Here is a 22,708-nt window from a genome sequence, read left to right as displayed (position 1 = left end):
GATATTTGGGTTATTTACCAATACAAAATGAGCTAAAGATTTTGCCCAGCAAGTCATCGGAGGTGAATTCACCGGTGATCTCATTGAGGTATTGCTGGGTAAGGCGTAGCTCTTCTGCCAAAATTTCACCGGCAATATGCATTTCTAGCTGAGTTTGACCTATTTCTAGGTGCTCAGCTGCGCGCTCTAGGGCGTCTAAGTGACGACGGCGAGCCATAAAGCCACCTTCAGTTGCACCAGTAAATCCAATACAGGCTTTTAGGTGTTCCCTCAATAAATCAATGCCTTGAATATCTTTAGCACTTAGACGGATAAGGGTATGGCCATCACTCGTTGTTGCGCCAACGGCTTCACCGCTTAAATCGACTTTATTGCGGATCACGGTAATTTCCATGCCTTGCGGTAATTGCTCGATAAAATCAGGCCAGATCTTCGCAGGATCGGTTTCGTGGGTTTCGGTGCCATCCACCATAAATAGTACGTGATCGGCGCCGCGGATCTCTTCCCAAGCACGCTCTATGCCTATCTGTTCTACTTTGTCTGGACTATCACGAAGTCCTGCGGTGTCGATAATATGAAGTGGCATGCCATCAATATGAATATGTTCACGTAGTACGTCTCGTGTGGTACCTGCGATGTCTGTAACAATCGCAGCTTCACGGCCTGCTAAGGCATTGAGTAGTGAAGATTTACCAGCATTAGGGCGGCCTGCAATCACCACGCGCATGCCTTCACGCATGATGCTGCCTTGTTTGGCTTGTTTACGCACTTCTGCGAGTTGCTGAATAATGGCTTCTAGGTCACCCGAGACTTTACCATCGGAAAGAAAGTCGATTTCTTCATCGGGGAAATCTATTGCGGCTTCTACGTACATGCGAAGATGAATTACTTTCTCAACCAACGTATTGATATGTTTAGAAAAGTCACCTTGTAGTGAATGTAGCGCACTTTTTGCAGCTTGCTCGCTGGTGGCGTTGATCAAGTCTGCGATAGCTTCTGCTTGCGTTAAGTCTAGCTTGTCGTTCATAAAAGCACGTTCTGAGAACTCACCAGGCTTTGCCAAGCGCACTTGCTCAATTTTGCTGATTTCCTTTAACAGCATATCAAGTACCACGGGGCCACCGTGGCCTTGTAACTCAAGGACATCTTCACCGGTGAATGAGTTCGGCCCTTGGAAGAACAATGCAATACCTTGGTCAAGTTGTTCACCTGCTAGGGTATTGAATGGCAGGTATTCGGCATAGCGAGTTTTTGGGCACTTACCTAAGATTTGCTCGGCAACTGCTCGGGCTTTACACCCTGAAACTCGAATAATACCAACGCCACCGCGACCCGGTGCGGTAGCCTGTGCTGCTATGGTGTCTTGTGCGATCATGATGACTCTTTAGACTGTCTGGTTAATAGCCATAATTGTACAGCAATTGATATATCTCAGGTATAGCTGGTGGGTAATATCTAAGTCTGCTCATTGCGTTTTGGGTGGTTGATGACCTTAATGATACGGTTATGCGCTTTTGTCAGGTATAATTATGGTCACAGTTTTTACTGTTCTTACTAGCAAAGGTTGTATAAGGGAAACTAACGCTGTGCTGCACTTTCTTCAATACCGCTTCGATCCAAATGTCTCGTGTTTATATCGTGATGCTGAGCAAGTGCCACTTAGGCCGAGAGTCGCGCAGCTGTTGGCTTATTTTTTAGCTCATCCAAATCAAATTGTTACACGTGAAACATTGCTCAGCACATTGTGGCAACACGGTGAGTTTAGAGAAGCTGCACTAACACAAAGTATCACTGAGCTAAGACAAGCCCTCAAAGATAACGCCCAGCAACCCACATTTATTAAAACCATACCGCAGCAAGGTTATCAGTGGATTTGTCCTGTTGAGAGCCGCACATTTAGCACATTCAAACTCACTACAACAATGAAAGCGATGTTTGTCGTTGGCGCTGTCGCGTTAAGTGGAGTAGCCGCGAGTGTTTACCTCGTTTCTAGCTCAGCACCCGTTGTCACTCGTGTTAAAGCTGAACAAGACTCGTTAATCATTGTGCCTATGGTGAATGAGACGGGTGTGCAAGCCAATGCGTGGTGGGGTTATGCGCTTGAAGCGGCATTGAGACAACATTTACAGTCTCATTATCAATTAGTACCGCGAAGCCAATATCCTGAGCTTGCAGAGAATAGTGCGATTAAACAGCTCACGCTTTCACTAAAACCGATACAACAGCGTTTTTTACTCAGTGTTACTTATGGAGATACGCAAAGCGAGATAATTGTTGAACAGTTAGATGAGAGCTTTGAAGCGATTGCAACAGAGGTTATTGCGCAGTTAGCGCTAGGTGTTGACACTAAAACCGCCAAAAAATCATCCTTAAATCTAGCAATGAATGACTATTACCGCGGTGTACAAGCATTAAATGAACAGGGACCTCAACTGGCAAAGGCATATTTTGAGGCGGCTGTGGCACAAATGCCAGAACATCTAGAAAGTCAGTTGGAGCTTGCGCAAATTTGTTGGCAGCTCGGTGATATTGATTCTGCCACACGTCGATTCGAACAGATTTCACTAAGTTCAGCTTCAACCGCAACTCGTGCTCGCTACCACCTCTATTACGGAGAGTTTTTCAAGGCACGAGGCTTACATCAGCAAGCGTTGCAGCAAGCTCAGCTTGCCCTCGATGCTGCTGAGCAAAGCCAGCAAGTTGAATTGATTGCGATGGCATATCAACTCAAAGCGGATGCTTTTTGGGTGTTACAACGTTGGGATGAATACCAGCAAGCGATGAGCTCAGCGCATGTTTTGATAGGCAGTCGCTCGTTTGCCTATAGCGAAGCACAGCGGAGTTTCTATCTTGCCAATCCACCAGCGGCTGGTCCCGCAGAGAAAACGTTACTAAACTTAGAGAAGAGTAAACCTGTGCTCGCGCAAGCCATTGCCTATTATGAGCAAACAGAGCAGACCATGAATCTAATAAAAGCTTTGTTTGCTTATGGTCAAAATTACTTAGTGCCAGTGGTTGAAAGTGAGCCTAGTTTATTAAAAGCCCTCGCTTTAGCTCAGAAAAATGGTTATCACTATTTAGAAAAGCAAATACTCACTTACCTAGGATTCTACTATATTCAGCTACATCAGGGAGAAAAGGCGCTACGGTATTTAAATGAGATTAACGGCGAGCCGCGTTTTATTCCAAGTTATGAGCAACAGCAATTACTGATTGGCATGGCGCATATGGATATCGCATTGCAAACGGGTGATACGGATGCAATGCAAAGTGCAATTACGCAATATCGAATGCTGTTAGAAAGCGATTATATTTCTTCGGTGACGCGTGCCAACGTTAAATTGTTACTGGGTTGGACCTGGATCAAAGCGGGCAAGCTCGAATTTGCAGAGCAGTTGACGATTGATGCAATGCACGATTATCAAATGTTACAGCTACAAGAAGTTGAGACCTATGCGCTCTATACGCAAATGTATATCCACCTTTTGAGAAACGAGCCTCAACAAGCGCTTGAGATCATTACAGCACATCAACATACCAATTCACATCTTTTATTGCTTTACGGTGTTGTTGCGGCTGATATGTTAAATGAAGAAGCGCTGCAAAAGCGCTTTTCAGATAAATTAGCTGGACTCGAAAACAGCCAATTACTACAGCAACAGTTGCTGCAAATACGCCAGCAAAGCAGCATCGATAAGCATTTTATTGCTGAGCTTATCGATGCCCCTTACAGCGTCTATTGTCAGAGTAAATGGACGATAAATTAGGCCCTAGTCTAAGTTGGGTGGCTGATTACCGCGATAAACGATTTCACCGCGTTTGTCTTGTACCACCCAGTAAGGTAGCTCTCTAATCTCAAACTGGCTAAATACTTCGTTGTGGTGATCGAACACAATATCGTGTTTGATCTCAAAACGTTGTTGGTAGTCTCGAGCACTTTGTTCTTCCACATAAAAGGGCTTAATCACAGTAACGACCGGATACGCACTCGAGGCAGCGAGTTGATTGTTTTGCTTTATTCTCATTTCACAGGCAGGAATATGTTGAAACGGACACAAGCTATCGCTGAAAAATAACACTCTGTATTGGCTGTTTATAGTCGCTATCGAAAATGGCGTACCAGTGAGTGTTTGCAATGGGATCCGTGTTTCTTTCTCTGTGCTTGGTGCACTGTTAGTCGTCAGCAACTCTCGTTTGATAACTTTGTCGTCTTTAACGATAACACGTACAGGCGTTTGCCTTACTGCAAAGCGTTGCATCAACTGGTTTTGCTTATCAATGGCTAACTCAGCATAGCTTGGATAGGCCATTTTAAACTGCGCTAAGCTTGCCTCATCAATATTAATATCGGGCTGTAGCAATCTCCTTGGTGCTAGTGGCGTTGGTAGAGTTGTGGGCTGTACATACTCATCCCAAATATTAATAAATACATACTCTTGCGTGTTAGCGTGCGCAAACAAGCTGAGACACACAGCGGCGAATATAAGCAGGGCTTTAATTGATGACATTAGTTTGCTCCTTGAAGTGTGTTCAGATGTTGTTGCAGTTCATCTGTAAACAACGCGCTGCGATAGATCTCTTTGCCGTTTTCATCAATGAGGATGTGTTGTGGCGTGCCTAACACTTGAAACTGCTGAGTTATCTTGCCACTACTATCAAATACCGTTGGAAACTGGTAATTATGTTTATCAAGGTAAGCTTGCACGCCTTTTTTCGACTGATTGAAGCCAATATTGATGGCGATAACTTGATAGTGGTTATTGGCTTGCTGAAAGCTTTGCTCAAGCAGTGGCATTTCCTCCACACAGTAGGAGCACCACGTTGCCCAAAACTTCAAGTAAGTGACTTTGCCCTGACTGGTTACGGTATTGTTTGCAAGCGTATTGGCGGTAAGTACGGGATAGTCCTTTGCTGCAGACATTGTGCTGAGTAACATAAAGAGTGAATAAAAAATGATTTTTTTCATGGTGGTTCCTTTGCGTTTTATAGCCAACTTTTGCCAGCTTGAATAAGAAAATATTGCGCCATCGCGACTAAGATAAGTGCGGTTGCTGTAGTGATGTGATTTAACCAAGCTCCAGATCTTGGTAATGTATGCAAAAAGCGCGTGCTTAGCCCTGCTAGCAGTAATAGGGTGCTCATACCGAGCGCAAAACTAAACAGCAACGCGCCTCCTAAAAGAGGTTGCTGGGCATTAGCAACGAAGAGCAATATGCCACCTAGTATTGTAGATGTACAAGGAGCCGCAACAAGAGCGCTGGCCATGCCCATTAGAAGAGGTGCTGGTGAGCCTGTTGAAATAGCATTTGGCAAGCGTGGCAGAGAGGTTAAGCCTTTTGATACCGCAGCAAAGTAGAGTAATAGATTGGCAAAAATAAGCAGGACCCAAGGGTTTGTAGCTACTTGGCCAAAGAAGCTACCGGTTAATGCTGCAATAAATCCAAGCGCGGCGTACACCGCTGCAAAGCCTAGTGCATACCAGATTGGAGCAAGGCGAATATGGCGTTGTTGGCTAAGGGTTGCAACTGTTATGGGAAGTATGGGATATACGCAGGGCGTAAAGCTGGTGAGTACACCTACTAAGAGTGCAATAGGCACTAACCACCAATCAGTTTCGGCACTGGAGAGTGCCTGTAGTAACGTAGATTCAAGCATCGTCTTCTCTTTGCATTTTTTAACTGCAAAAGAGCATGACGGATAGCACTAGTTTGACCTATCAAATCGTTATAAAATCGCTATCAAATTTTATCAAGTGCTTGTTTAAAATGCATAAAAAAACGGCTCAAAGGAGAGCCGCTTTTTACTATAGTGCGTCGGTATTAACCGCGTACTTTCATGCCTTTTTTCTCCATGCCACGGTAGATGATAAGCATCTGAGCGATAGAGATAAGGTTTGAAACCAACCAGTAAAGTACCAGACCTGATGGGAACCAAATAAAGAAGATTGAGAACACGACTGGCATGTAAGTCATCATCTTTTGTTGCATTGGGTCTGTAACTGTCATTGGCTGTAGTTTTTGGGTTAGGAACATACTTGCGCCAAATAGCACAGGTAGTACGTAGTACGGGTCCATAGCTGAAAGGTCTGTTAGCCATAACATAAACTCAGCATGACGTAGTTCTGTTGATTCAAGGAATACGTAGAACAAGGCTAGGAAGATTGGCATTTGTAGTAATAGTGGGAAACAGCCACCCATTGGGTTCACTTTTTCCTTACGGTACATTTCCATCATCGCTTGGCCGAACTTCTGGCGGTCATCGCCATAACGTTCTTTTAGTGCCTGCATCTTAGGCTGTAGCATGCGCATTTTAGCCATTGAGGTGTATTGCGCTTTAGTTAGAGGGTATAACGCTGTTTTCACAATCAAAGTGATAGCAATAATCGCCAGACCCCAGTTACCTAATATACCGTAAAGGAACTTAAGCAGAGTCAGTAAAGGTTGTGAAATGAACCATAACCAGCCGTAGTCTACAGTGAGATCTAGATCTTCTTGAATTGCTTCAAGCGCTTCTGTGTCTTTAGGACCCATGTAGTACACTGCATGGATAGTTGCCGTGCTGTTTGCTTGCACATTGGTTGGCTCGCTCTTCATACCAACAATACCACTACCATTTCTAAGCGCGGTATAAATCGTATTATTGGTTTGCTGATCTGGCACCCATGCACTGACGAAGTAGTGCTGTAGGAAAGCAACGTAGCCGCCTTGGGTATTTTTATTCAGGTTCGCATCCGCCATATCAGAGAAGCTGTATTTCTCATAAGGTTCTTCAGCGGTACCATAGGCTGCGCCTAAGTAGGTCTGATCAACCATGCTGCCCTTATCTTGGCGTGTACGTTTGATTTGTGTGTATAGTTGTACTTGAACAGGTGATGAGGTGGTGTTGTTAACTTGGTATTCTAAGTCAACGTCATATTTACCTGCTTTAAATACATAAGTTTTTGTGTACTGTACGCCTTTCTCATCAGTAAAAGTCAGTGGTACACGTAATGTATCGCCATTTAGCTCATATTGCTGTTGTGCCGACTCATAGACTGGGCGACCAGCTTTGTTTGCATCTGGGCCGTTTAAACCAATTAAACCACTCTGTGAAACATACTGCTTGCCTTCAAATTCACCAAGTAACATGAAAGGCGTGTCGCTGCCATGGGTTTCTGCGTGTTGTAGTAAGTTGGCTTCAACGATATCACCGCCTTTAGTATCAATTTTTACCGAAAGTACATCGGTAGTGATACTAATGACAGAACGTGTTGCCTGAGTTGCTACAACTGGGACATCGGATTGGCTTGATGCTGGTACATCAGCTTGCTCTTCTGTTGGGGTTGAGTTCGCCACTTGTTGTGTGACGGCACTGGTATCAGCTTGTGGTTGGTTTTGTTCTTGTGTCCACTCTTGGAACAGTAGGAACGAAACCAGCAACAAACCGATAAATAAAAACGTGCGTTGCGATTCCATAACAGCTCTTATTTCTCGTGTTGTTTAACTTTAGTCGACTTCACAGGTACAGGATCATCTCCACCTGCGCTCAAAGGGTGACATTTTAATATGCGTTTAACCGCTAACCAACTCCCTTTTGCAATTCCATGTAAATTAATTGCTTGAATTGCATAACTAGAACAGGTCGGGTTAAAGCGACAATGAGGCCCGAGTAGGGGGCTAATCCATTGTTGATAACCGCGGATCAGCAATATAAGCAGGTGCTTGGGAAGCGAACAAACTGCTTTGAACTGATCTCTGATCTTGTTATGCCCTGAAGTTGAATTCATGGCTTTGTAGATATCAATTTCCTCAATTTACTGCTTCAACCCAAGTGGGTAAAAACAGACTATTTTTCCATTGATATAGCTGATTAAAAGGTGAGCTAACCTTACCTTAATTGGCGTAAAATTACTATGCTAGCAAGGGTAAATGCGCCGTAAAAAGGAAAGGCTAAAGCAGATTATTGCTTTTTCGCGTTAGCTTGAGGATTTTTTGAACGCTTGTGTTGAGGTTTCGGCTTAAAAGGTGGTTTAGGTGCACCTGGCTTACAACGTTCATTTATTTTGCGCCACATCTTAGTGAGCTGTTTAGTTAGCTCTTCATTAGATTGCTCGTCAACACCGGTTTTGACCATCAACACAATATCGATGTTATCAAGTTTATGACGATTTAATCGAAAGCTTTCTCTGGCAAGTCGTTTGATACGGTTTCGTTGACATGCTTTTTTGCAGCGTTTTTTAGCTACAGTTAAGCCGAGTCTTGGATGACCAACATCATTTGGTTTTGCAAGTAGAGTAAAATAAGGCGTAGCAGCGCGAGCTGGCTCTTGAAATATGCGGGAGTAATGCGAGGGAGTTAACAGACGTAACTCCCTGCTAAAGCTAAAGTCTTCCACTAAATATTAAGCAGAAAGTACTTTACGGCCTTTAGCACGACGACGTGCTAATACTTTACGACCGTTCTTAGTCGCCATGCGAGCACGGAAACCGTGAGTGCGCTTGCGCTTAAGTACGCTAGGTTGAAAAGTTCTTTTCATAACAATTCCATCCGATCGGTTAAAAGTTAAAACATCCTATGCAGGTCGCGATCCTGGCACAGGTGCCATTGCGAGCGCGAGATATTAAAGCTGAGCGCGTCTAAAGTCAATCAAAATCTGTTCTCTGTGGCTAAATAATCCACAGTAGGATTTCTTTATCCTTATATATAGACAAAACTTGGCAAAGCTATCGAGCAAACATAGACGATCTACATAAAGTAGGATCAATACGAAATCGATCTGCATAGATCTGATCCGATGGGCGGCATTATAGCATTTAGTAAGAATAGGAAAAGCTCTGGAAAACTAAATTTGATCTTAATTTTGGGGTGAGATCGGGAGAGTTTTTTGCTATGATCTTACTTGTGGGTAAAAAATAAAAACCTTTAAATTTCATATGTTTATTTTTTTGCTAGGGTGAGATCTTGCTTTTTCTAAATGTCAATATTGAACTTGTGGATAAGATCACTTCATAATACCCCGCTTCCACCAGTGATTTTGTAATAAAAACTAAGTATTTCCGGCGATCCTTTCATTTAGATCTGACTATTTAGATCTGAATGCTCTATTTTTTATTTCCGGGAATCAAAACCTATTGGAGTTCAGAGTGTATCTGTCGGTTTGGCAAAGTTGTTTATATGTTTTGCAAGATGAATTGCCATCTCAGCAATTTAGCATGTGGGTAAGACCACTACAGGCAGAAAGTACTGATGATACGCTAACTATCTATGCGCCGAATCGTTTTGTATTGGATTGGGTACGAGAAAAGTATCTCCACCGCATCAATGAACTGCTGATTGAAATCTGTGGTGATGAAGCACCAGAGCTGCGTTTTGATGTGGGTAGCAAACCTGTGTTAGCTGCACAGCCAAGTGTATCTAACGAAAAGGCCACAAGTGTAGGTCATGCAGCTGATAATATGTCGATGCTGCAAGGCACTCAGCCAAAAATGGCAGAAAAAGTTGAGCCTGCTCCTAAATCTTCGCACAAGTCTAATATTAAAGAGAATTACACCTTTGATAACTTTGTAGAAGGTAAATCTAACCAATTGGCTAAAGCTGCTGCAACACAAGTTGCTGATAATCCAGGTTCTGCATTCAACCCCGTATTTATTTATGGTGGAACTGGTTTAGGTAAGACGCACCTGTTACACGCTGTAGGTAATGGCATCATTGAGCAAAAACCGGATGCAAAAATTGTTTATATGCATTCAGAGCGTTTTGTTCAGGACATGGTTAAAGCACTACAGAATAATGCCATTGAAGAATTCAAGCGTTACTACCGCAGCGTTGATGCATTGATGATTGATGATATCCAATTCTTTGCAAACAAAGAGCGTTCGCAAGAAGAGTTCTTCCATACTTTTAATGCGCTGCTTGAAGGCAACCAACAAATTATTCTAACTTCTGACCGTTACCCTAAAGAAATAGAAGGGGTCGAGGATCGACTGAAGTCGCGTTTTGGTTGGGGGTTAACTATTGCTATTGAGCCTCCAGAATTAGAGACTCGCGTTGCTATCTTAATGAAGAAAGCGCAGCAAAGTAATATTAACTTGCCACACGAAGTTGCCTTTTTTATCGCTAAGAAATTACGCTCTAATGTGCGAGAGTTAGAAGGTGCGTTAAACCGCGTGATAGCTAATGCCAACTTCACTGGTCGTCCAATTTCTATCGATTTTGTTAAAGAAGCGCTACGCGACTTATTAGCGCTACAAGACAAACTCGTTACCATCGATAATATCCAGCGCACCGTGGCGGAATATTATCGAATTCGTGTTTCTGACTTATTGTCAAAACGTCGTAGCCGTTCGGTTGCAAGACCAAGACAAGTAGCCATGGCATTGTCTAAAGAACTGACAAACCACAGCTTGCCAGAAATAGGTGATGCATTTGGTGGCCGCGACCATACCACCGTGTTACACGCGTGTAGAAAAGTAAAAGCACTTCGTGATGAAAGTCATGAGGTAAAAGAAGATTATCAAAACTTAATTAGAACGCTGTCTTCTTAAGGGTTAAATGATGCAAATAACGATTCCAAGAGAACTATTTTTAAAGCCACTGGTACAGGTGTCGGGTGCCATTGAGCGCAAACATACACTGCCTATCTTGTCTAATGTATTGCTAGAAGTGAAAAATGGCGCGTTACATATGACAGGTACAGATTTAGAGATAGAGCTTGTTGCATCTGTTGCCCTTGAAACCAATGTGCCAGACGCCAAGATCACTTTACCGGCGAAAAAGCTCCTAGATATTTGTAAGAGCTTGCCTGATAACTCGGATTTAGTGCTGAGTAGCCAAGAGCATCAACTGCTACTGACTAGCGGTCAAAGTCGCTTTTCATTGACAACCTTAGCCGCTGAAGACTTCCCTAATCTTGAAGAGTGGGACGGTGAAGTTGAGTTTGCCATAACGCGTTTAGAGCTTAGAAAATTGCTAGAAGCAACGCATTTTTCTATGGCTAACCAAGACGTACGTTACTATTTAAATGGTATGTCGTTCGAAGTAGATAATAATGAAATTAAAACGGTAGCCACTGACGGTCACCGTTTAGCAATTGCGCAGCAAAAATTACCAGAGTCATTGCAAACGCAACGTCAATTGATCATTCCTCGTAAGGGCGTGCAAGAGATCATGCGCTTACTGCCTGCGGATGATGAAACTATCACCATTCAATTTGGCGCTAATCATGTGCGCATCATCGACAGCGAATTTACTTTCACGAGTAAGCTAGTGGATGGGCGATTCCCTGATTATCGTCGCGTATTACCTCGTGGCGGGGACAAGTTGGTTACCGCAAATCGCGATTGGCTACGTAGTGCATTTCAGCGCGTATCTATTCTTTCTAACGAGAAGTTTCGTGGTGTGCGATTGAATCTGAGTAATGGGCAATTAAAAATTAGTGCCAATAACCCAGAGCAGGAGCAAGCTGAAGAAATTGTTGAGGTAGGTTACCAAGGCGATGATCTTGAAGTTGGTTTTAACGTTTCTTACTTATTAGACGTGTTAAATACAATAAAGTCTGAAGATGTACAGTTTACGCTTTCTGATGCGAACAGCAGTGCGCTTATTGAAGCCGCTGGTGACGAACATGCAATGTATGTAGTTATGCCGATGCGTTTATAGAGTTATGAGTTTAACTCACCTTAGCCTCAATGCGTTTCGAAACATTGAGGCGATGGCGCTTTCACCTAGCAATGCCGTTAATGTCATTCTCGGTGAAAATGGTAGCGGTAAAACCAGTCTGCTCGAAGCCATTTACTTTCTCTCCAGTGGTAAATCTTTCCGTACCAATCTGCAAAAATTAATGATCAAGCATGAGGCTTCTCATTGCGTTATTCATGCTAAAAAACAACTACATAACTTGTCTATACCGCTTGGTATTAGTAAATATACCAGTGGTGAAACTAAGCTTCGAATTCAGGGGCAAGCAAGCCGGAAAGTGGCAGAATTAGCACAGGTTTTACCTGTTCAAGTTATTACACCAGAAAGCTATGAGCTGTTTTTTGGTGGTCCAAAAGAGCGTCGTAAGTTTCTTGATTTAGGTGTGTTCCACGTGGAACATCAGTTCTATTCCACATGGAAAATGTTTAATCAGGTGCTCAAGCAACGTAACGCTTTATTGAAATCTAAACCGAGAGATCTCCAATCCCAGCTAAGTTATTGGGATAAGGAGTTTGTACGCCTTGCTGAGCAAATAAATATGTTTAGAGAGGCTTATATAGGTAGGTTTCAGACGCATTTTTTTGATAAGATAGGGGATATAAGCCCTATATTTAAAGGCCTTGAAATTCGCTTTCAAGCGGGCTGGAAGGGGGAACTCGCTGAGGTATTAACGAATCAGTTAGAGCGAGATGTAAAACTTGGCTATACAAGTAAAGGGCCGCATAAGGCTGACTTTAACTTTTATACTCAAGGAAACAGCGTAGAACATATTTTTTCTCGTGGTCAACTCAAGTTATTACTGTATGCACTTAAAGTAATGCAAAACAGTTTGATTGACCAAGAGAGTAATAAGCAGTCAATACTGCTTATTGATGATTTACCTTCGGAGCTTAGTGAAGATACTAAGGTGGCTGTATCGCGTCTGTTGGCGCAATGTCAGTCACAGCTGTTTATCACTGCTATTACTCCAGAAAGTATTGCCGCCGTTATTGAACCAATGGAACGTGAAATTAAAATGTTCCACGTGGAACATGGCAGCTTAATAACAAAATAATTGGAAGAAACCATGTCGGAAAATTACGATTCGTCGAGTATTAAAGTACTTAAAGGATTGGATGCTGTAAGAAAGCGTCCGGGAATGTATATCGGTGACACAGACGATGGTACGGGTTTACATCACATGGTGTTTGAGGTCGTTGATAACTCAATCGACGAAGCACTAGCAGGATATTGTGACGATATTTTCGTAACAATTCATACCGATGGCTCTGTATCTGTTCGAGATAATGGTCGTGGTATCCCAACTTCAATTCACGAAGAAGAAGGGGTTTCTGCGGCGGAAGTTATCATGACTGTACTACATGCCGGTGGTAAATTTGATGATAACTCATATAAAGTATCTGGCGGTCTGCACGGTGTAGGTGTTTCTGTTGTAAATGCACTTTCTGAAAAACTACAATTAACAATCCGCCGTGATGGCAAAGTGCATCAGCAAAAATACACAATGGGTGTTCCAGATGCGCCGCTAGGTATTATCGGTGAAGCGGAATCTACTGGTACAGAATTGAGATTCTGGCCAAGTGCTGAAACTTTCTCAGATACAAATTTCCACTACGATATTCTAGCCAAGCGCCTACGTGAACTATCTTTCCTTAACTCTGGTGTAAGCATCATTTTGAGTGATGAGCGCGAAGAGAATAAACAAGATCACTTCAAATACGAAGGCGGTATTCAAGCATTCGTTGCATATCTAAATCGTAAGAAGACGCCAGTTCATCAAAGCGTTTTCCACTTTTCGACTGAGCGTGATGATGGCATTAGCGTAGAAGTCTCTATGCAATGGAATGATGGTTTCCAAGAAAACATCTACTGTTTTACCAATAACATTCCTCAACGCGATGGTGGTACTCACTTAGCGGGTTTCCGTGCAGCACTTACGCGTACGCTTAACACCTACATGGAAAAAGAAGGCTTTAATAAAAAGTATAAAACCAGTGCTACAGGTGACGATGCCCGTGAAGGTTTGACCGCTGTTGTTAGTGTTAAAGTTCCTGATCCTAAATTCTCTTCACAGACAAAAGATAAGCTCGTTTCTAGTGAAGTGAAAGGGGCTGTTGAGCAAATGATGGCTGAAAAGCTAACGGAATTCTTGCTAGAAAACCCAGGCGATGCAAAAACCGTTGTAAACAAAATCGTTGATGCTGCGCGCGCACGTGAAGCTGCACGTAAGGCCCGTGAAATGACTCGTCGTAAGGGCGTTATGGATTTAGCTGGTCTACCGGGTAAACTCGCTGACTGCCAAGAACGAGATCCTGCACTTTCTGAACTATATATAGTGGAGGGTGACTCGGCGGGTGGTTCTGCTAAGCAAGGTCGTAACCGTAAGAACCAAGCAATTCTGCCGCTCAAAGGTAAAATCTTGAACGTAGAAAAAGCACGCTTTGATAAGATGCTTTCTTCTCAGGAAGTGGCAACACTAATTACTGCATTAGGCTGTGGTATTGGCCGTGATGAATATAACCCTGAAAAGCTAAGATATCACCGCATCATCATCATGACCGATGCGGACGTGGATGGTTCACACATCCGTACGCTGCTACTGACTTTCTTCTATCGTCAAATGCCAGAGATCATCGAGCGCGGTTATGTCTATATTGCTCAGCCACCACTATATAAAGTGAAGAAAGGTAAGCAAGAGCGCTATATTAAAGATGATAATGCACTAACTTCATACCTAACGACATTAGCACTTAACGATGCTGCGTTATACCCAGCAGAAGGTGCTGAGCCAATTTCTGGTAACAAGTTAGAAAACTTAGTGCATGATTATCAAAATACGATAGATATTATTGAACGTTTAAAGCGTAAGTACCCGTCTTCAATCATGAACCGCTTGCTTTATCATCCAGAGCTCACCGAGTCAGACTTATCTGATGAAGCAAAGGTAACGGCGTGGACTGAAAACTTGGTTGCTGACCTTGTGAAGAAAGATGAAGACGCCACTATCTTCAACGCAGAAGTTGCATTTGATGAAGAGCGTCATATGTATTATCCGGTGATCAATATTCGTCAGCACGGTGTTGATAAAGCGCATACTTTGAACTTCGATTTTATTACATCTAAAGATTATGTTCGCATTGCGAACACGGGTCGTCAGATTGGTAGTTTGATCAGCGAAGGCGGTTATGTACAGCGTGGTGAGAAGACGCAAGCAATCGAATATTTTGAGGCTGGTCTTGAATGGCTTATCTCAGAGTCTAAGCGTGGCTTGTATACACAACGCTATAAAGGATTGGGTGAGATGAACCCTGACCAACTTTGGGAAACAACGATGGATCCAGATGCTCGCCGTATGCTACGTGTGACTATTGAAGATGCCATTGCTGCAGACCAATTGTTTGCAACCTTGATGGGTGACCAAGTTGAACCTCGTCGAGAGTTTATCGAAACAAATGCACTGAGAGTTGTTAACTTAGACGTGTAAACTCAAACATCAAGTAAAAAGGAGGGATTTTCCCTCCTTTTTTTATGCTTTAAAGCTTAAAACCCTCCTGCGCTCGCGGTATACTGAGCATAATTTTCAATCATTGAATCTAGCGTAAGCGCCAAATTACTGCAGGCGTTTACATACGATAAGTACCAGATAAAAATAAGCCAACTATGCAAAAATACGATATCAAAACCTTCCAAGGTTTGATCCTGGCTTTACAGGATTACTGGGCGCAGCAAGGCTGTGTTGTAGCTCAACCTTTAGATATGGAAGTTGGTGCGGGTACATTCCACCCGATGACCTTCCTTAAGTCCATTGGTCCTGAGCCAATGTCGAGCGCATACGTACAACCTTGTCGCCGCCCGACGGATGGTCGCTATGGTGAAAACCCTAACCGTCTTCAGCATTACTACCAATTCCAAGTTGTATTGAAGCCATCGCCTGAAAATATTCAGGAGCTCTACCTAGGCTCTTTAGAAGCGTTGGGCATTGATACATTAACGCATGAAGTGCGCTTTGTTGAAGACAACTGGGAGTCACCAACGCTAGGTGCTTGGGGATTAGGTTGGGAAGTATGGTTGAATGGCATGGAAGTGACTCAGTTTACTTACTTCCAGCAAGTTGGCGGTATTGAATGCTCACCGGTAACGGGTGAAATTACTTATGGTTTAGAGCGCCTTGCGATGTATATACAAGGTGTAGATAGCATTTATGATCTCGCTTGGACAGATGGTCCAATGGGGCGCGTAACTTATGGTGACGTGTTCATGCAGAACGAGATCGAACAGTCGACATATAACTTTGAATATGCGGATGTAGAGGCATTATTCAAGCAGTTTGATCAGTGTGAAAAAGAAAGCGAAAAGCTAATCGAAGCAGGGCTTCCTCTACCAGCTTATGAGCAGGTAATGAAGGCATCTCATGCATTTAACCTGTTAGACGCACGTCATGCTATCTCAGTAACTGAGCGTCAGCGCTATATATTAAGAGTTCGTGCTTTATCAAAAGCCTGTGCACAGGCTTACTATGACGCACGTGAAGCACTTGGCTTCCCGCTTTGTAAGGATAAATAATGTCGATTGAAAACTTACTCGTAGAAATTGGTACCGAAGAGCTACCACCAAAGGCGTTACGCAACCTTGCTGAGTCATTCGCAGAAAATACTAGGCAAGAGCTTGAATCATTAGAGCTTAGCCATGAAGGCGTGAGCTGGTATGCATCACCTCGTCGCTTAGGCATTCAAGTTAAAGCATTACAAACGCAACAAGCCGATAAAGTGGTTGAAAAGCGTGGTCCAGCTATTCAGGCGGCATTTGACGCCGATGGTAACGCGACTAAAGCGGCGCTAGGTTGGGCTCGTGGTTGTGGTATTGATATTAATGATGCTGAGCGTTTAGAAACTGACAAGGGTACTTGGCTGCTACACAAAGCGAAAGTAGAGGGGCAACAGACCTTAGCGTTACTAAGCGATGTGATCAACAAAGCACTGGCTAAGTTACCTATTCCAAAGCCGATGCGCTGGGGTGCGAACAAGACACAATTTATCCGTCCTGTGCATACCGTGGCTGCACTACTTGGTAGTCAACAAGTTGAAGGTGAAGTGCTAGGTAAAGCTATCAGCAATGAGCTGCAAGGACATCGTTTCCATCACCCAGAGCGTGTTCGTGTTGAACATGCTGATGATTGTCATGCAGTGCTAAAAGGTGCATACGTTATTGCGGATTACGAAGCACGTAAAGCGTTAATTCGTAGTCAGATTGAAGCTGAAGCTGAAAAGCTCGGCGCGCAAGTAGCGATGGATGAAGATCTTCTTGAAGAGGTTACATCACTAGTCGAGTGGCCAGTAACTTTAGTTGCTTCGTTTGAAGAAGCTTTCTTGCAAGTGCCTGATGAAGCACTTATCTACACCATGAAAGACGACCAAAAATACTTTCCACTGTTAGATAAGCAAGGCAACTTGATCAACAAGTTCTTGTTTGTTTCTAACATTGAAAGTAAAGATCCGAGCGTGGTGATCTCGGGTAACGAGAAAGTGGTTCGCCCACGTCTGGCAGATGCTCAGTTCTTCTTTGAAACGGATAAGAAGAAAACGCTGGAAAGTCGTCTTGAGTCACTTGATTCAGTGTTATTTCAGAAGCAGCTTGGCACACTAAAAGACAAGTCAGAGCGTATTTCGGCACTTGCAGGTTTTATTGCTGAGCAGCTTGGAGCTGATAAGGCACTAGCAGAGCGTGCAGGTTTACTAAGTAAAACCGATTTAATGACTGAAATGGTCATGGAATTTACTGACGTTCAGGGCGTGATGGGTATGCATTACGCGCGCATTGATGGCGAAGCGGAAGAAGTCGCGCTAGCACAAAATGAGCAATATATGCCGCGTTTTGCTGGTGATAATCTACCGTCTAACCCAATCAGTTTTGCCGTGGCGCTTGCGGATAAGTTTGATACTTTGGTTGGCATTTTTGGTATCGGCCAGACACCAAAAGGCGATAAAGACCCGTTTGCACTGCGTCGTGCTGCCATTGGCGCATTGCGTATTATGGTAGAAAAAGAACTACCATTAGACATTCAGAATATCGTTGCCAAAGCAATGACGTTATTCGGTGATAAGCTAAGCAATGCAAATGTTGCCGATGAAGTGGTTGAGTTTATGTTAGGTCGTTTCCGTGCCTGGTACCAAGATGAAGGTATCAGCGTGGATGTGATCCAAGCAGTACTTGCAAGACGTCCAACGAGCCCAGTTGATTTTGATCGCCGAGTAAAAGCGGTTAGTCACTTTAGAACGTTGGCGGAAGCTGAAGCGTTAGCTGCTGCCAATAAGCGTGTTAACAACATTCTAGCGAAGAATAACGTCGCGTCAGAAGCTGCGGTGGAGAGCTCACTCCTGCAAGAAGAAGCTGAGCAAACATTGGCTGCACAAGTTGCTGCGTTAACTGCTGAGCTTGCGCCTGTTTACGCTGAAGGTGATTATCAAACTGCACTGACGCGTTTAGCAAGTTTACGTGAAGCAGTAGATAACTTCTTTGATAATGTTATGGTAATGGCGGACGATGAAGCGGTTAAGGCCAATCGTTTAGCACTACTTGGTCAGTTAAGTAAGTTATTCCTTAATACTGCAGATATTTCAGTGTTACAAAATTAATTGCTGATACAAAAGCCAGCAACCTGCTGGCTTTTTGCTGATTGGTAAAAGCAAGTAAAAGGCAGTCTAGCTATGATTAAAAAACAAGGGGCAATGGCGATTGCGCTATTAGCACTTACCGCTTGTAGTAGTAACTTTCAATTGCCAACGACTTCAACTTCACCGGTTGTTGCCGGTGAGTTGGATAAGACAATGTATCTACGCGGTGACTTCACTCTGTGGGATGCCGAACCTCAGTATCGCCTAGAAGAAACACAACCGGGGATCTACGCAACAAAAGCAAGATTCATGAGCCCGGGTAAAGTGTATGAATTTAAAATTGCTGATGAGCAGTGGAGTGAAGGCTACAACTGTGGCTATAAGAGTGAAGGGCAGTTAACGCTAGGGCAACCGCTGGTCGCGGATTGTAACACGGTGTATAACTACTTTAGCTTCAAGCCAAGTAAAAAAGGCTGGTACGAAATCCGCTTAGATTATCGTAATCCTCGTTCACCAAAGGTGGTGATTGTAAAATCTTAAAAAAGCGGCAGGTGCCGCTTTTTTATTGTCTATGACTCACGAGCTCAAACAGTGTGTTAAAGAGGAGATCACTGACCTTTCTTAATCACATACTTGTAGGGAGATTCGGCCACTGCTTTGGCAACCAAAGTGTGATCCATAAATTCACAGAAGCTCGGAATGTCTCTTGTTGTTGATGGATCATCTGCGATAACTAACAACGTCTCACCTAAGTTCATCCGTCTTACCATGCCTCTAATCATCATTACTGGCTCCGGACAACGTAAGCCTACTGCATCTAAGGTGTGGTCGGTATTATCAAAACTCATTGTGGGTGGCCTTGTTAGTTACGTTGTTAGTGACGAAAACTGCTATTTTAACCGCATGTTGTAAGTAAGCTCAAGTTTGGATAACTCAAGTCTTAGCCAACCGAGGTGAGGCAAATGCAGGTAATAAAAAAGGCAAAACAGCTGTGCCGTTTTGCCTTGGTCACCAAGTTGAAGTTGTGTGCTGGTATTGTCTTATAAAAGCCCAGTACCAGCTGGTTGGAATTAGTTATCTACGCGCTCGAATACGGTAGCGATACCTTGGCCTAAACCAATACACATAGTTGCAAGACCATACTTCGCGTCTTTCTCTTCCATTAGATTGATAAGCGTTGTGCTAATACGTGAGCCTGAGCAACCAAGTGGGTGACCGAGTGCAATTGCACCACCGTTGAGGTTCACTTTCTCATCTACCTTGTCTAGTAGACCAAGGTCTTTTAGCACTGGTAGTGATTGCGCTGCAAAGGCTTCGTTTAGCTCTGCAACATCAATATCATCGATAGTGATACCCGCTTGCTTCAAGGCTTTTTGTGATGCCGGAACTGGACCGTAACCCATGATGGAAGGATCGCAACCTGCGACTGCCATTGACTTAACACGAGCACGAATTGGAAGACCGAGTTCTCTTGCTTTAGACTCGCTCATGACCAACATAGCTGAAGCACCGTCAGAAAGCGCTGAAGAGGTACCAGCAGTTACCGTACCCGATGCAGGGTTAAATACTGGACGTAGCTGTCCTAGACCTTCTAGGCTTGTCTCTGGGCGGATAACTTCGTCATGCTCGACAAGTACAGGTGTACCATCGGCATCATGACCTTCCATAGGCAAGATTTCTTTTGCAAAACGCCCTTCAAGGGTTGCGGCATGTGCGCGCTGGTGTGAACGTACGGCAAATTCATCTTGCTGCTCACGACTGATACCGTGCATTAGCGCTAAGTACTCAGCCGTTAAACCCATCACGCCGGCAGCTTGTGCTACAGACGTCGCAAGGCCTGGGTGAAAGTCATTACCATGTGTCATTGGTACGTGACCCATGTGCTCAACACCACCGATAAGGTAAGTGTCACCAGCACCAGTCATGATGGCGCGAGCTGCGTCATGCAATGCTTGCATTGACGAACCACATAGGCGGTTTACGGTTACCGCCGGTACGGTGTGAGGAATGCCAGCTAAGAGTGCAGCGTTACGACCAACGTTAAAGCCTTGCTCTAAAGTTTGCTGTACACAGCCCCAGTAAATGTCATCAATTGAGTCTGGTGCTACTTGAGGGTTACGCTCAAGTAGGCCTTTCATCAAGTGTGCGCTGAGGTCTTCGGCACGTTTATGCTTAAATACACCGCCTTTTGAACGGCCCATTGGGGTACGAATACAATCTACGATTACCGCGTTTTCCATGTTACTGGCCCTCCACTTGATAGAACACTTTACCTTCATCTGCCCACTGTCTAGTTTGCTCAGAAACCTGATAAATTTCACCAAGATGAGCGTACTTGTCAGCCATTGCTACAAAGTTTGCGAGGCCGATTTGGTCTAGATAGCGGAATGCACCACCTCTGAATGGAGGGAAGCCGATACCATAGATCAGTGCCATGTCTGCTTCTTGCGGTGAAGCAACAATGTTTTCTTGCAGACACAGTAACACTTCATTGATCATTGGCACCATACAACGCTCAATAATCGTTTGTTTATCAAATTCAGTTGGTGCGTCACAAATACCGCTCAGCAACTCAAGCGCGCTGTCGTCTTTACTCTTCTTCAGACGACCTTTGCGATCTGGAGCGTATTGGTAGAAGCCTTTTTGGTTTTTCTGACCAAAGCGATCGGCACCCGCAAGTACTGCGACAGGATCTTTGTCTTTACGTGCCATGCGAGTAGGGAAGCCATCAGCCATTACGCCAGTACAGTGATTTGCCGTATCGATACCCACTACGTCTAGTAGGTACGCAGGGCCCATTGGCCAGCCGAAGACATTTTCCATAACCTTATCTACTTTTGCGAAGTCAGCACCTTCTACAACAAGTTGGCTGAAGCCTGCAAAGTAAGGGAATAGAACACGGTTGACGAAGAAACCCGGGCAATCGTTAACAACGATAGGAGACTTGCCAAGCTTTAAGGCATAATCTACCACTGCGGCAACGGTTTCATCCGATGTTTGTTCACCACGAATGATTTCTACCAATGGCATTTTTGGCACTGGGTTAAAGAAGTGCATACCACAGAAGTTTTCTGGCTTCTCAAGTGCGGTGGCTAACTCATCAATACGAATAGTCGATGTGTTTGAAGTCAGGATGGTACCTTCTGGCAATTGCGACTCTAAACTCGCCAATACCGTTTTCTTGATTTTAGGGTTTTCAACAACGGCTTCTACGATGATGTCTGAACCTTGTAAGTCGTGATCGTTGAGCGTTGCTTTGATTTTACCTAAAGTGGCAATCATCTTGTCCATCGACATGTGGCCGCGCTGTACTTTTTTACCAAGTAGTTTTGCAGCCTCACCCATACCAAGGTCTAGGGCACCTTGTTGGATGTCTTTCATGACAATTGGTGTACCTTTGTAGGCTGATTGGTAAGCGATACCGCCACCCATAATACCAGCACCAAGTACCGCTGCTTGTTTGATCTCTGTTTTGCTTTGTTTCGCTTGTTTCTTGGCAACCGTTTTGATGTATTGATCCGCTAAGAAAATACCGGTTTGCGCTGCGGCTTCTGCCGTTTTGGCAAGCTTAGCAAAGTTTTGGTTTTCGAGTGCCATCGCTTCGTTGCGGCTTAGGTTAGCTGCCGCTTTAAGCGTTTGTACCGCCATCATTGGTGCTGGGTAATGACCTTTGGTCTTTGCCATGACTAAGCCTTCGGCCATACCAAAGCTCATACCTTGTTCAACACGATTCATCTTCAATGGATCAAGCTTGATTTGGCGTTTCGCGCGCCAATCCAATTTACCTGCAATGGCTTGCTCTAAGGTACGAATAGCGGCAGCCATGAGTTTGTCAGCAGGCACTACACCGTCAACCGCACCGACTTTTAGTGCGTCATTCGCTCGATTTTCTTGACCTGTGGTGATCCACGTCATTGCGTTGTCAGCGCCGATTAAGCGAGGAAGTCTTACGGTACCACCAAAGCCTGGCATAATTCCAAGCTTAACTTCTGGTAGGCCAATTTTTGCGTTGTCGGTTGCGATACGGTAATCCGTGGCAAGTAACCACTCGCAACCACCGCCAAGCGCGAGGCCATTTACTGCAGATAGTGTAGGGAAAGGTAAATCTTCTATTGCGTCGAAGACATCGGTTGCGGTTTTAATCCAACCAACAAGTTCTTCTTCTGGGCGTTGGAAAGTCGGAAGGAATTCAAAAATATCAGCGCCGACAATAAAGTGGTCTTTGTCGCTGGTAAAAATTAAGCCGTCGATGTCGTCGCGTTGGCTCAATTCGATAAGCGCTTCGTGGCTTTCCTTTAGTACTTGCTGAGATAGTTTGTTTACTGAGCCTGGTAGGCAAAACTTAAACTCAGCGATATTGCCTTTGCAAAAATCAACTACAAAGGACTCGCGTTTGATTAACATACATGTTCTCCCGTGCTT

General features: G+C 44.0%; 19 protein-coding genes. 8 read left to right on the top strand and 11 right to left on the bottom strand.

All coding sequences use genetic code 11. The features are described from left to right. Positions 1-10: 10 nt before the first annotated feature. A complete protein-coding gene (gene mnmE, locus A587_RS0116965; protein WP_017218537.1) occupies positions 11-1,375 on the bottom strand; it encodes a tRNA uridine-5-carboxymethylaminomethyl(34) synthesis GTPase MnmE in 1,365 nt (454 codons plus the stop codon). A gap of 211 nt (positions 1,376-1,586) precedes the next feature. On the opposite strand from mnmE, the gene A587_RS0116960 reads away from it, so the two are divergent. Next, complete coding sequence (locus tag A587_RS0116960; protein WP_232288085.1) at positions 1,587-3,767, top strand: winged helix-turn-helix domain-containing protein; 2,181 nt, start codon at positions 1,587-1,589, stop codon at positions 3,765-3,767. Positions 3,768-3,770: 3 nt separating this feature from the next. On the opposite strand, the gene A587_RS0116955 is transcribed toward A587_RS0116960, so the two are convergent. The 7 genes from A587_RS0116955 to rpmH form a co-directional block, all read right to left on the bottom strand. Then, complete coding sequence (locus A587_RS0116955; RefSeq protein WP_017218535.1) at positions 3,771-4,508, bottom strand: TlpA family protein disulfide reductase; 738 nt, start codon at positions 4,506-4,508, stop codon at positions 3,771-3,773. After that, positions 4,508-4,966: a TlpA family protein disulfide reductase gene (locus A587_RS0116950; RefSeq protein WP_017218534.1), complete on the bottom strand. Its 459-nt coding sequence runs from the start codon at positions 4,964-4,966 to the stop codon at positions 4,508-4,510. The genes A587_RS0116955 and A587_RS0116950 overlap by 1 nt, the downstream gene beginning before the upstream one ends. Before the next feature lie 17 nt (positions 4,967-4,983). After that, positions 4,984-5,655 (bottom strand): cytochrome c biogenesis protein CcdA, encoded by a 672-nt coding sequence (locus A587_RS0116945; RefSeq protein WP_017218533.1) that lies wholly within the window; start codon positions 5,653-5,655, stop codon positions 4,984-4,986. A gap of 164 nt (positions 5,656-5,819) precedes the next feature. Continuing rightward, positions 5,820-7,454: a membrane protein insertase YidC gene (gene yidC / locus A587_RS0116940; protein WP_017218532.1), complete on the bottom strand. Its 1,635-nt coding sequence runs from the start codon at positions 7,452-7,454 to the stop codon at positions 5,820-5,822. An 8-nt stretch (positions 7,455-7,462) separates the two neighbouring features. Then, positions 7,463-7,765, bottom strand: a complete 303-nt coding sequence (yidD, locus tag A587_RS0116935) for a membrane protein insertion efficiency factor YidD (RefSeq protein ID WP_017218531.1) — start codon at positions 7,763-7,765, stop codon at positions 7,463-7,465. A gap of 173 nt (positions 7,766-7,938) precedes the next feature. After that, positions 7,939-8,373, bottom strand: a complete 435-nt coding sequence (gene rnpA, locus A587_RS24185; protein ID WP_010376847.1) for a ribonuclease P protein component — start codon at positions 8,371-8,373, stop codon at positions 7,939-7,941. A 6-nt stretch (positions 8,374-8,379) separates the two neighbouring features. Continuing rightward, on the bottom strand, positions 8,380-8,514 hold the full coding sequence (gene rpmH, locus A587_RS0116925) for a 50S ribosomal protein L34 (protein ID WP_010376846.1): 135 nt from the start codon (positions 8,512-8,514) through the stop codon (positions 8,380-8,382). A gap of 607 nt (positions 8,515-9,121) precedes the next feature. Between rpmH and dnaA the strand changes: the two genes are divergently transcribed. From dnaA to A587_RS0116890, 7 genes are all read left to right on the top strand, one after another. After that, the gene (gene dnaA, locus A587_RS0116920) at positions 9,122-10,522 is read left to right on the top strand and encodes a chromosomal replication initiator protein DnaA (RefSeq protein WP_017218530.1); all 1,401 of its coding nucleotides are present in this window, start codon (positions 9,122-9,124) and stop codon (positions 10,520-10,522) included. Between the two features lie 10 nt (positions 10,523-10,532). Then, entirely contained in the window at positions 10,533-11,636 is a 1,104-nt protein-coding gene (dnaN, locus tag A587_RS0116915; RefSeq protein ID WP_017218529.1) for a DNA polymerase III subunit beta, read from the top strand. A 4-nt stretch (positions 11,637-11,640) separates the two neighbouring features. Further along, complete coding sequence (gene recF / locus A587_RS0116910) at positions 11,641-12,729, top strand: DNA replication/repair protein RecF (RefSeq protein WP_017218528.1); 1,089 nt, start codon at positions 11,641-11,643, stop codon at positions 12,727-12,729. 12 nt (positions 12,730-12,741) lie between these two features. Then, complete coding sequence (gene gyrB / locus A587_RS0116905) at positions 12,742-15,159, top strand: DNA topoisomerase (ATP-hydrolyzing) subunit B (protein ID WP_017218527.1); 2,418 nt, start codon at positions 12,742-12,744, stop codon at positions 15,157-15,159. A gap of 176 nt (positions 15,160-15,335) precedes the next feature. Next, a complete protein-coding gene (gene glyQ, locus A587_RS0116900; RefSeq protein WP_017218526.1) occupies positions 15,336-16,238 on the top strand; it encodes a glycine--tRNA ligase subunit alpha in 903 nt (300 codons plus the stop codon). Beyond that, positions 16,238-18,307 carry a glycine--tRNA ligase subunit beta gene (glyS, locus tag A587_RS0116895; RefSeq protein WP_017218525.1) on the top strand — a complete coding sequence of 690 codons (2,070 nt, stop codon included), beginning with the start codon at positions 16,238-16,240 and terminating at the stop codon, positions 18,305-18,307. The genes glyQ and glyS overlap by 1 nt, the downstream gene beginning before the upstream one ends. 72 nt (positions 18,308-18,379) lie before the next feature. Continuing rightward, positions 18,380-18,826: a hypothetical protein gene (locus A587_RS0116890; RefSeq protein WP_010376831.1), complete on the top strand. Its 447-nt coding sequence runs from the start codon at positions 18,380-18,382 to the stop codon at positions 18,824-18,826. A 68-nt stretch (positions 18,827-18,894) separates the two neighbouring features. Here the strand turns inward: A587_RS0116890 and tusA are convergent, their stop codons facing one another. The 3 genes from tusA to fadB all read right to left on the bottom strand — a co-directional run bounded on the left by tusA (position 18,895) and on the right by fadB (position 22,690). Beyond that, on the bottom strand, positions 18,895-19,134 hold the full coding sequence (gene tusA, locus A587_RS0116885) for a sulfurtransferase TusA (RefSeq protein WP_010376829.1): 240 nt from the start codon (positions 19,132-19,134) through the stop codon (positions 18,895-18,897). Between the two features lie 222 nt (positions 19,135-19,356). Next, positions 19,357-20,526: an acetyl-CoA C-acyltransferase FadA gene (fadA, locus tag A587_RS0116880; RefSeq protein ID WP_010604167.1), complete on the bottom strand. Its 1,170-nt coding sequence runs from the start codon at positions 20,524-20,526 to the stop codon at positions 19,357-19,359. Between the two features lies 1 nt (position 20,527). Continuing rightward, the gene (fadB, locus tag A587_RS0116875) at positions 20,528-22,690 is read right to left on the bottom strand and encodes a fatty acid oxidation complex subunit alpha FadB (RefSeq protein WP_017218524.1); all 2,163 of its coding nucleotides are present in this window, start codon (positions 22,688-22,690) and stop codon (positions 20,528-20,530) included. Positions 22,691-22,708: the final 18 nt, after the last annotated feature.

The sequence above is a fragment of the Pseudoalteromonas sp. NJ631 genome (assembly GCF_000276645.1).
Classification (GTDB): domain Bacteria; phylum Pseudomonadota; class Gammaproteobacteria; order Enterobacterales; family Alteromonadaceae; genus Pseudoalteromonas; species Pseudoalteromonas piscicida.
Note: the sequence above shows the minus strand (reverse complement) of the source record. Positions and strands in the feature narration are given on the sequence as shown.

Coding starts and splice junctions, on each gene's coding strand:
- mnmE (WP_017218537.1), bottom strand. CDS start 1,375: ATGATCGCACAAGACACCATAGCAGCACAGGCTACCGCACCGGGTCGC.
- A587_RS0116955 (WP_017218535.1), bottom strand. CDS start 4,508: ATGTCATCAATTAAAGCCCTGCTTATATTCGCCGCTGTGTGTCTCAGC.
- A587_RS0116950 (WP_017218534.1), bottom strand. CDS start 4,966: ATGAAAAAAATCATTTTTTATTCACTCTTTATGTTACTCAGCACAATG.
- A587_RS0116945 (WP_017218533.1), bottom strand. CDS start 5,655: ATGCTTGAATCTACGTTACTACAGGCACTCTCCAGTGCCGAAACTGAT.
- yidC (WP_017218532.1), bottom strand. CDS start 7,454: ATGGAATCGCAACGCACGTTTTTATTTATCGGTTTGTTGCTGGTTTCG.
- yidD (WP_017218531.1), bottom strand. CDS start 7,765: ATGAATTCAACTTCAGGGCATAACAAGATCAGAGATCAGTTCAAAGCA.
- rpmH (WP_010376846.1), bottom strand. CDS start 8,514: ATGAAAAGAACTTTTCAACCTAGCGTACTTAAGCGCAAGCGCACTCAC.
- dnaN (WP_017218529.1), top strand. CDS start 10,533: ATGCAAATAACGATTCCAAGAGAACTATTTTTAAAGCCACTGGTACAG.
- recF (WP_017218528.1), top strand. CDS start 11,641: ATGAGTTTAACTCACCTTAGCCTCAATGCGTTTCGAAACATTGAGGCG.
- gyrB (WP_017218527.1), top strand. CDS start 12,742: ATGTCGGAAAATTACGATTCGTCGAGTATTAAAGTACTTAAAGGATTG.
- glyQ (WP_017218526.1), top strand. CDS start 15,336: ATGCAAAAATACGATATCAAAACCTTCCAAGGTTTGATCCTGGCTTTA.
- glyS (WP_017218525.1), top strand. CDS start 16,238: ATGTCGATTGAAAACTTACTCGTAGAAATTGGTACCGAAGAGCTACCA.
- A587_RS0116890 (WP_010376831.1), top strand. CDS start 18,380: ATGATTAAAAAACAAGGGGCAATGGCGATTGCGCTATTAGCACTTACC.
- tusA (WP_010376829.1), bottom strand. CDS start 19,134: ATGAGTTTTGATAATACCGACCACACCTTAGATGCAGTAGGCTTACGT.
- fadA (WP_010604167.1), bottom strand. CDS start 20,526: ATGGAAAACGCGGTAATCGTAGATTGTATTCGTACCCCAATGGGCCGT.
- fadB (WP_017218524.1), bottom strand. CDS start 22,690: ATGTTAATCAAACGCGAGTCCTTTGTAGTTGATTTTTGCAAAGGCAAT.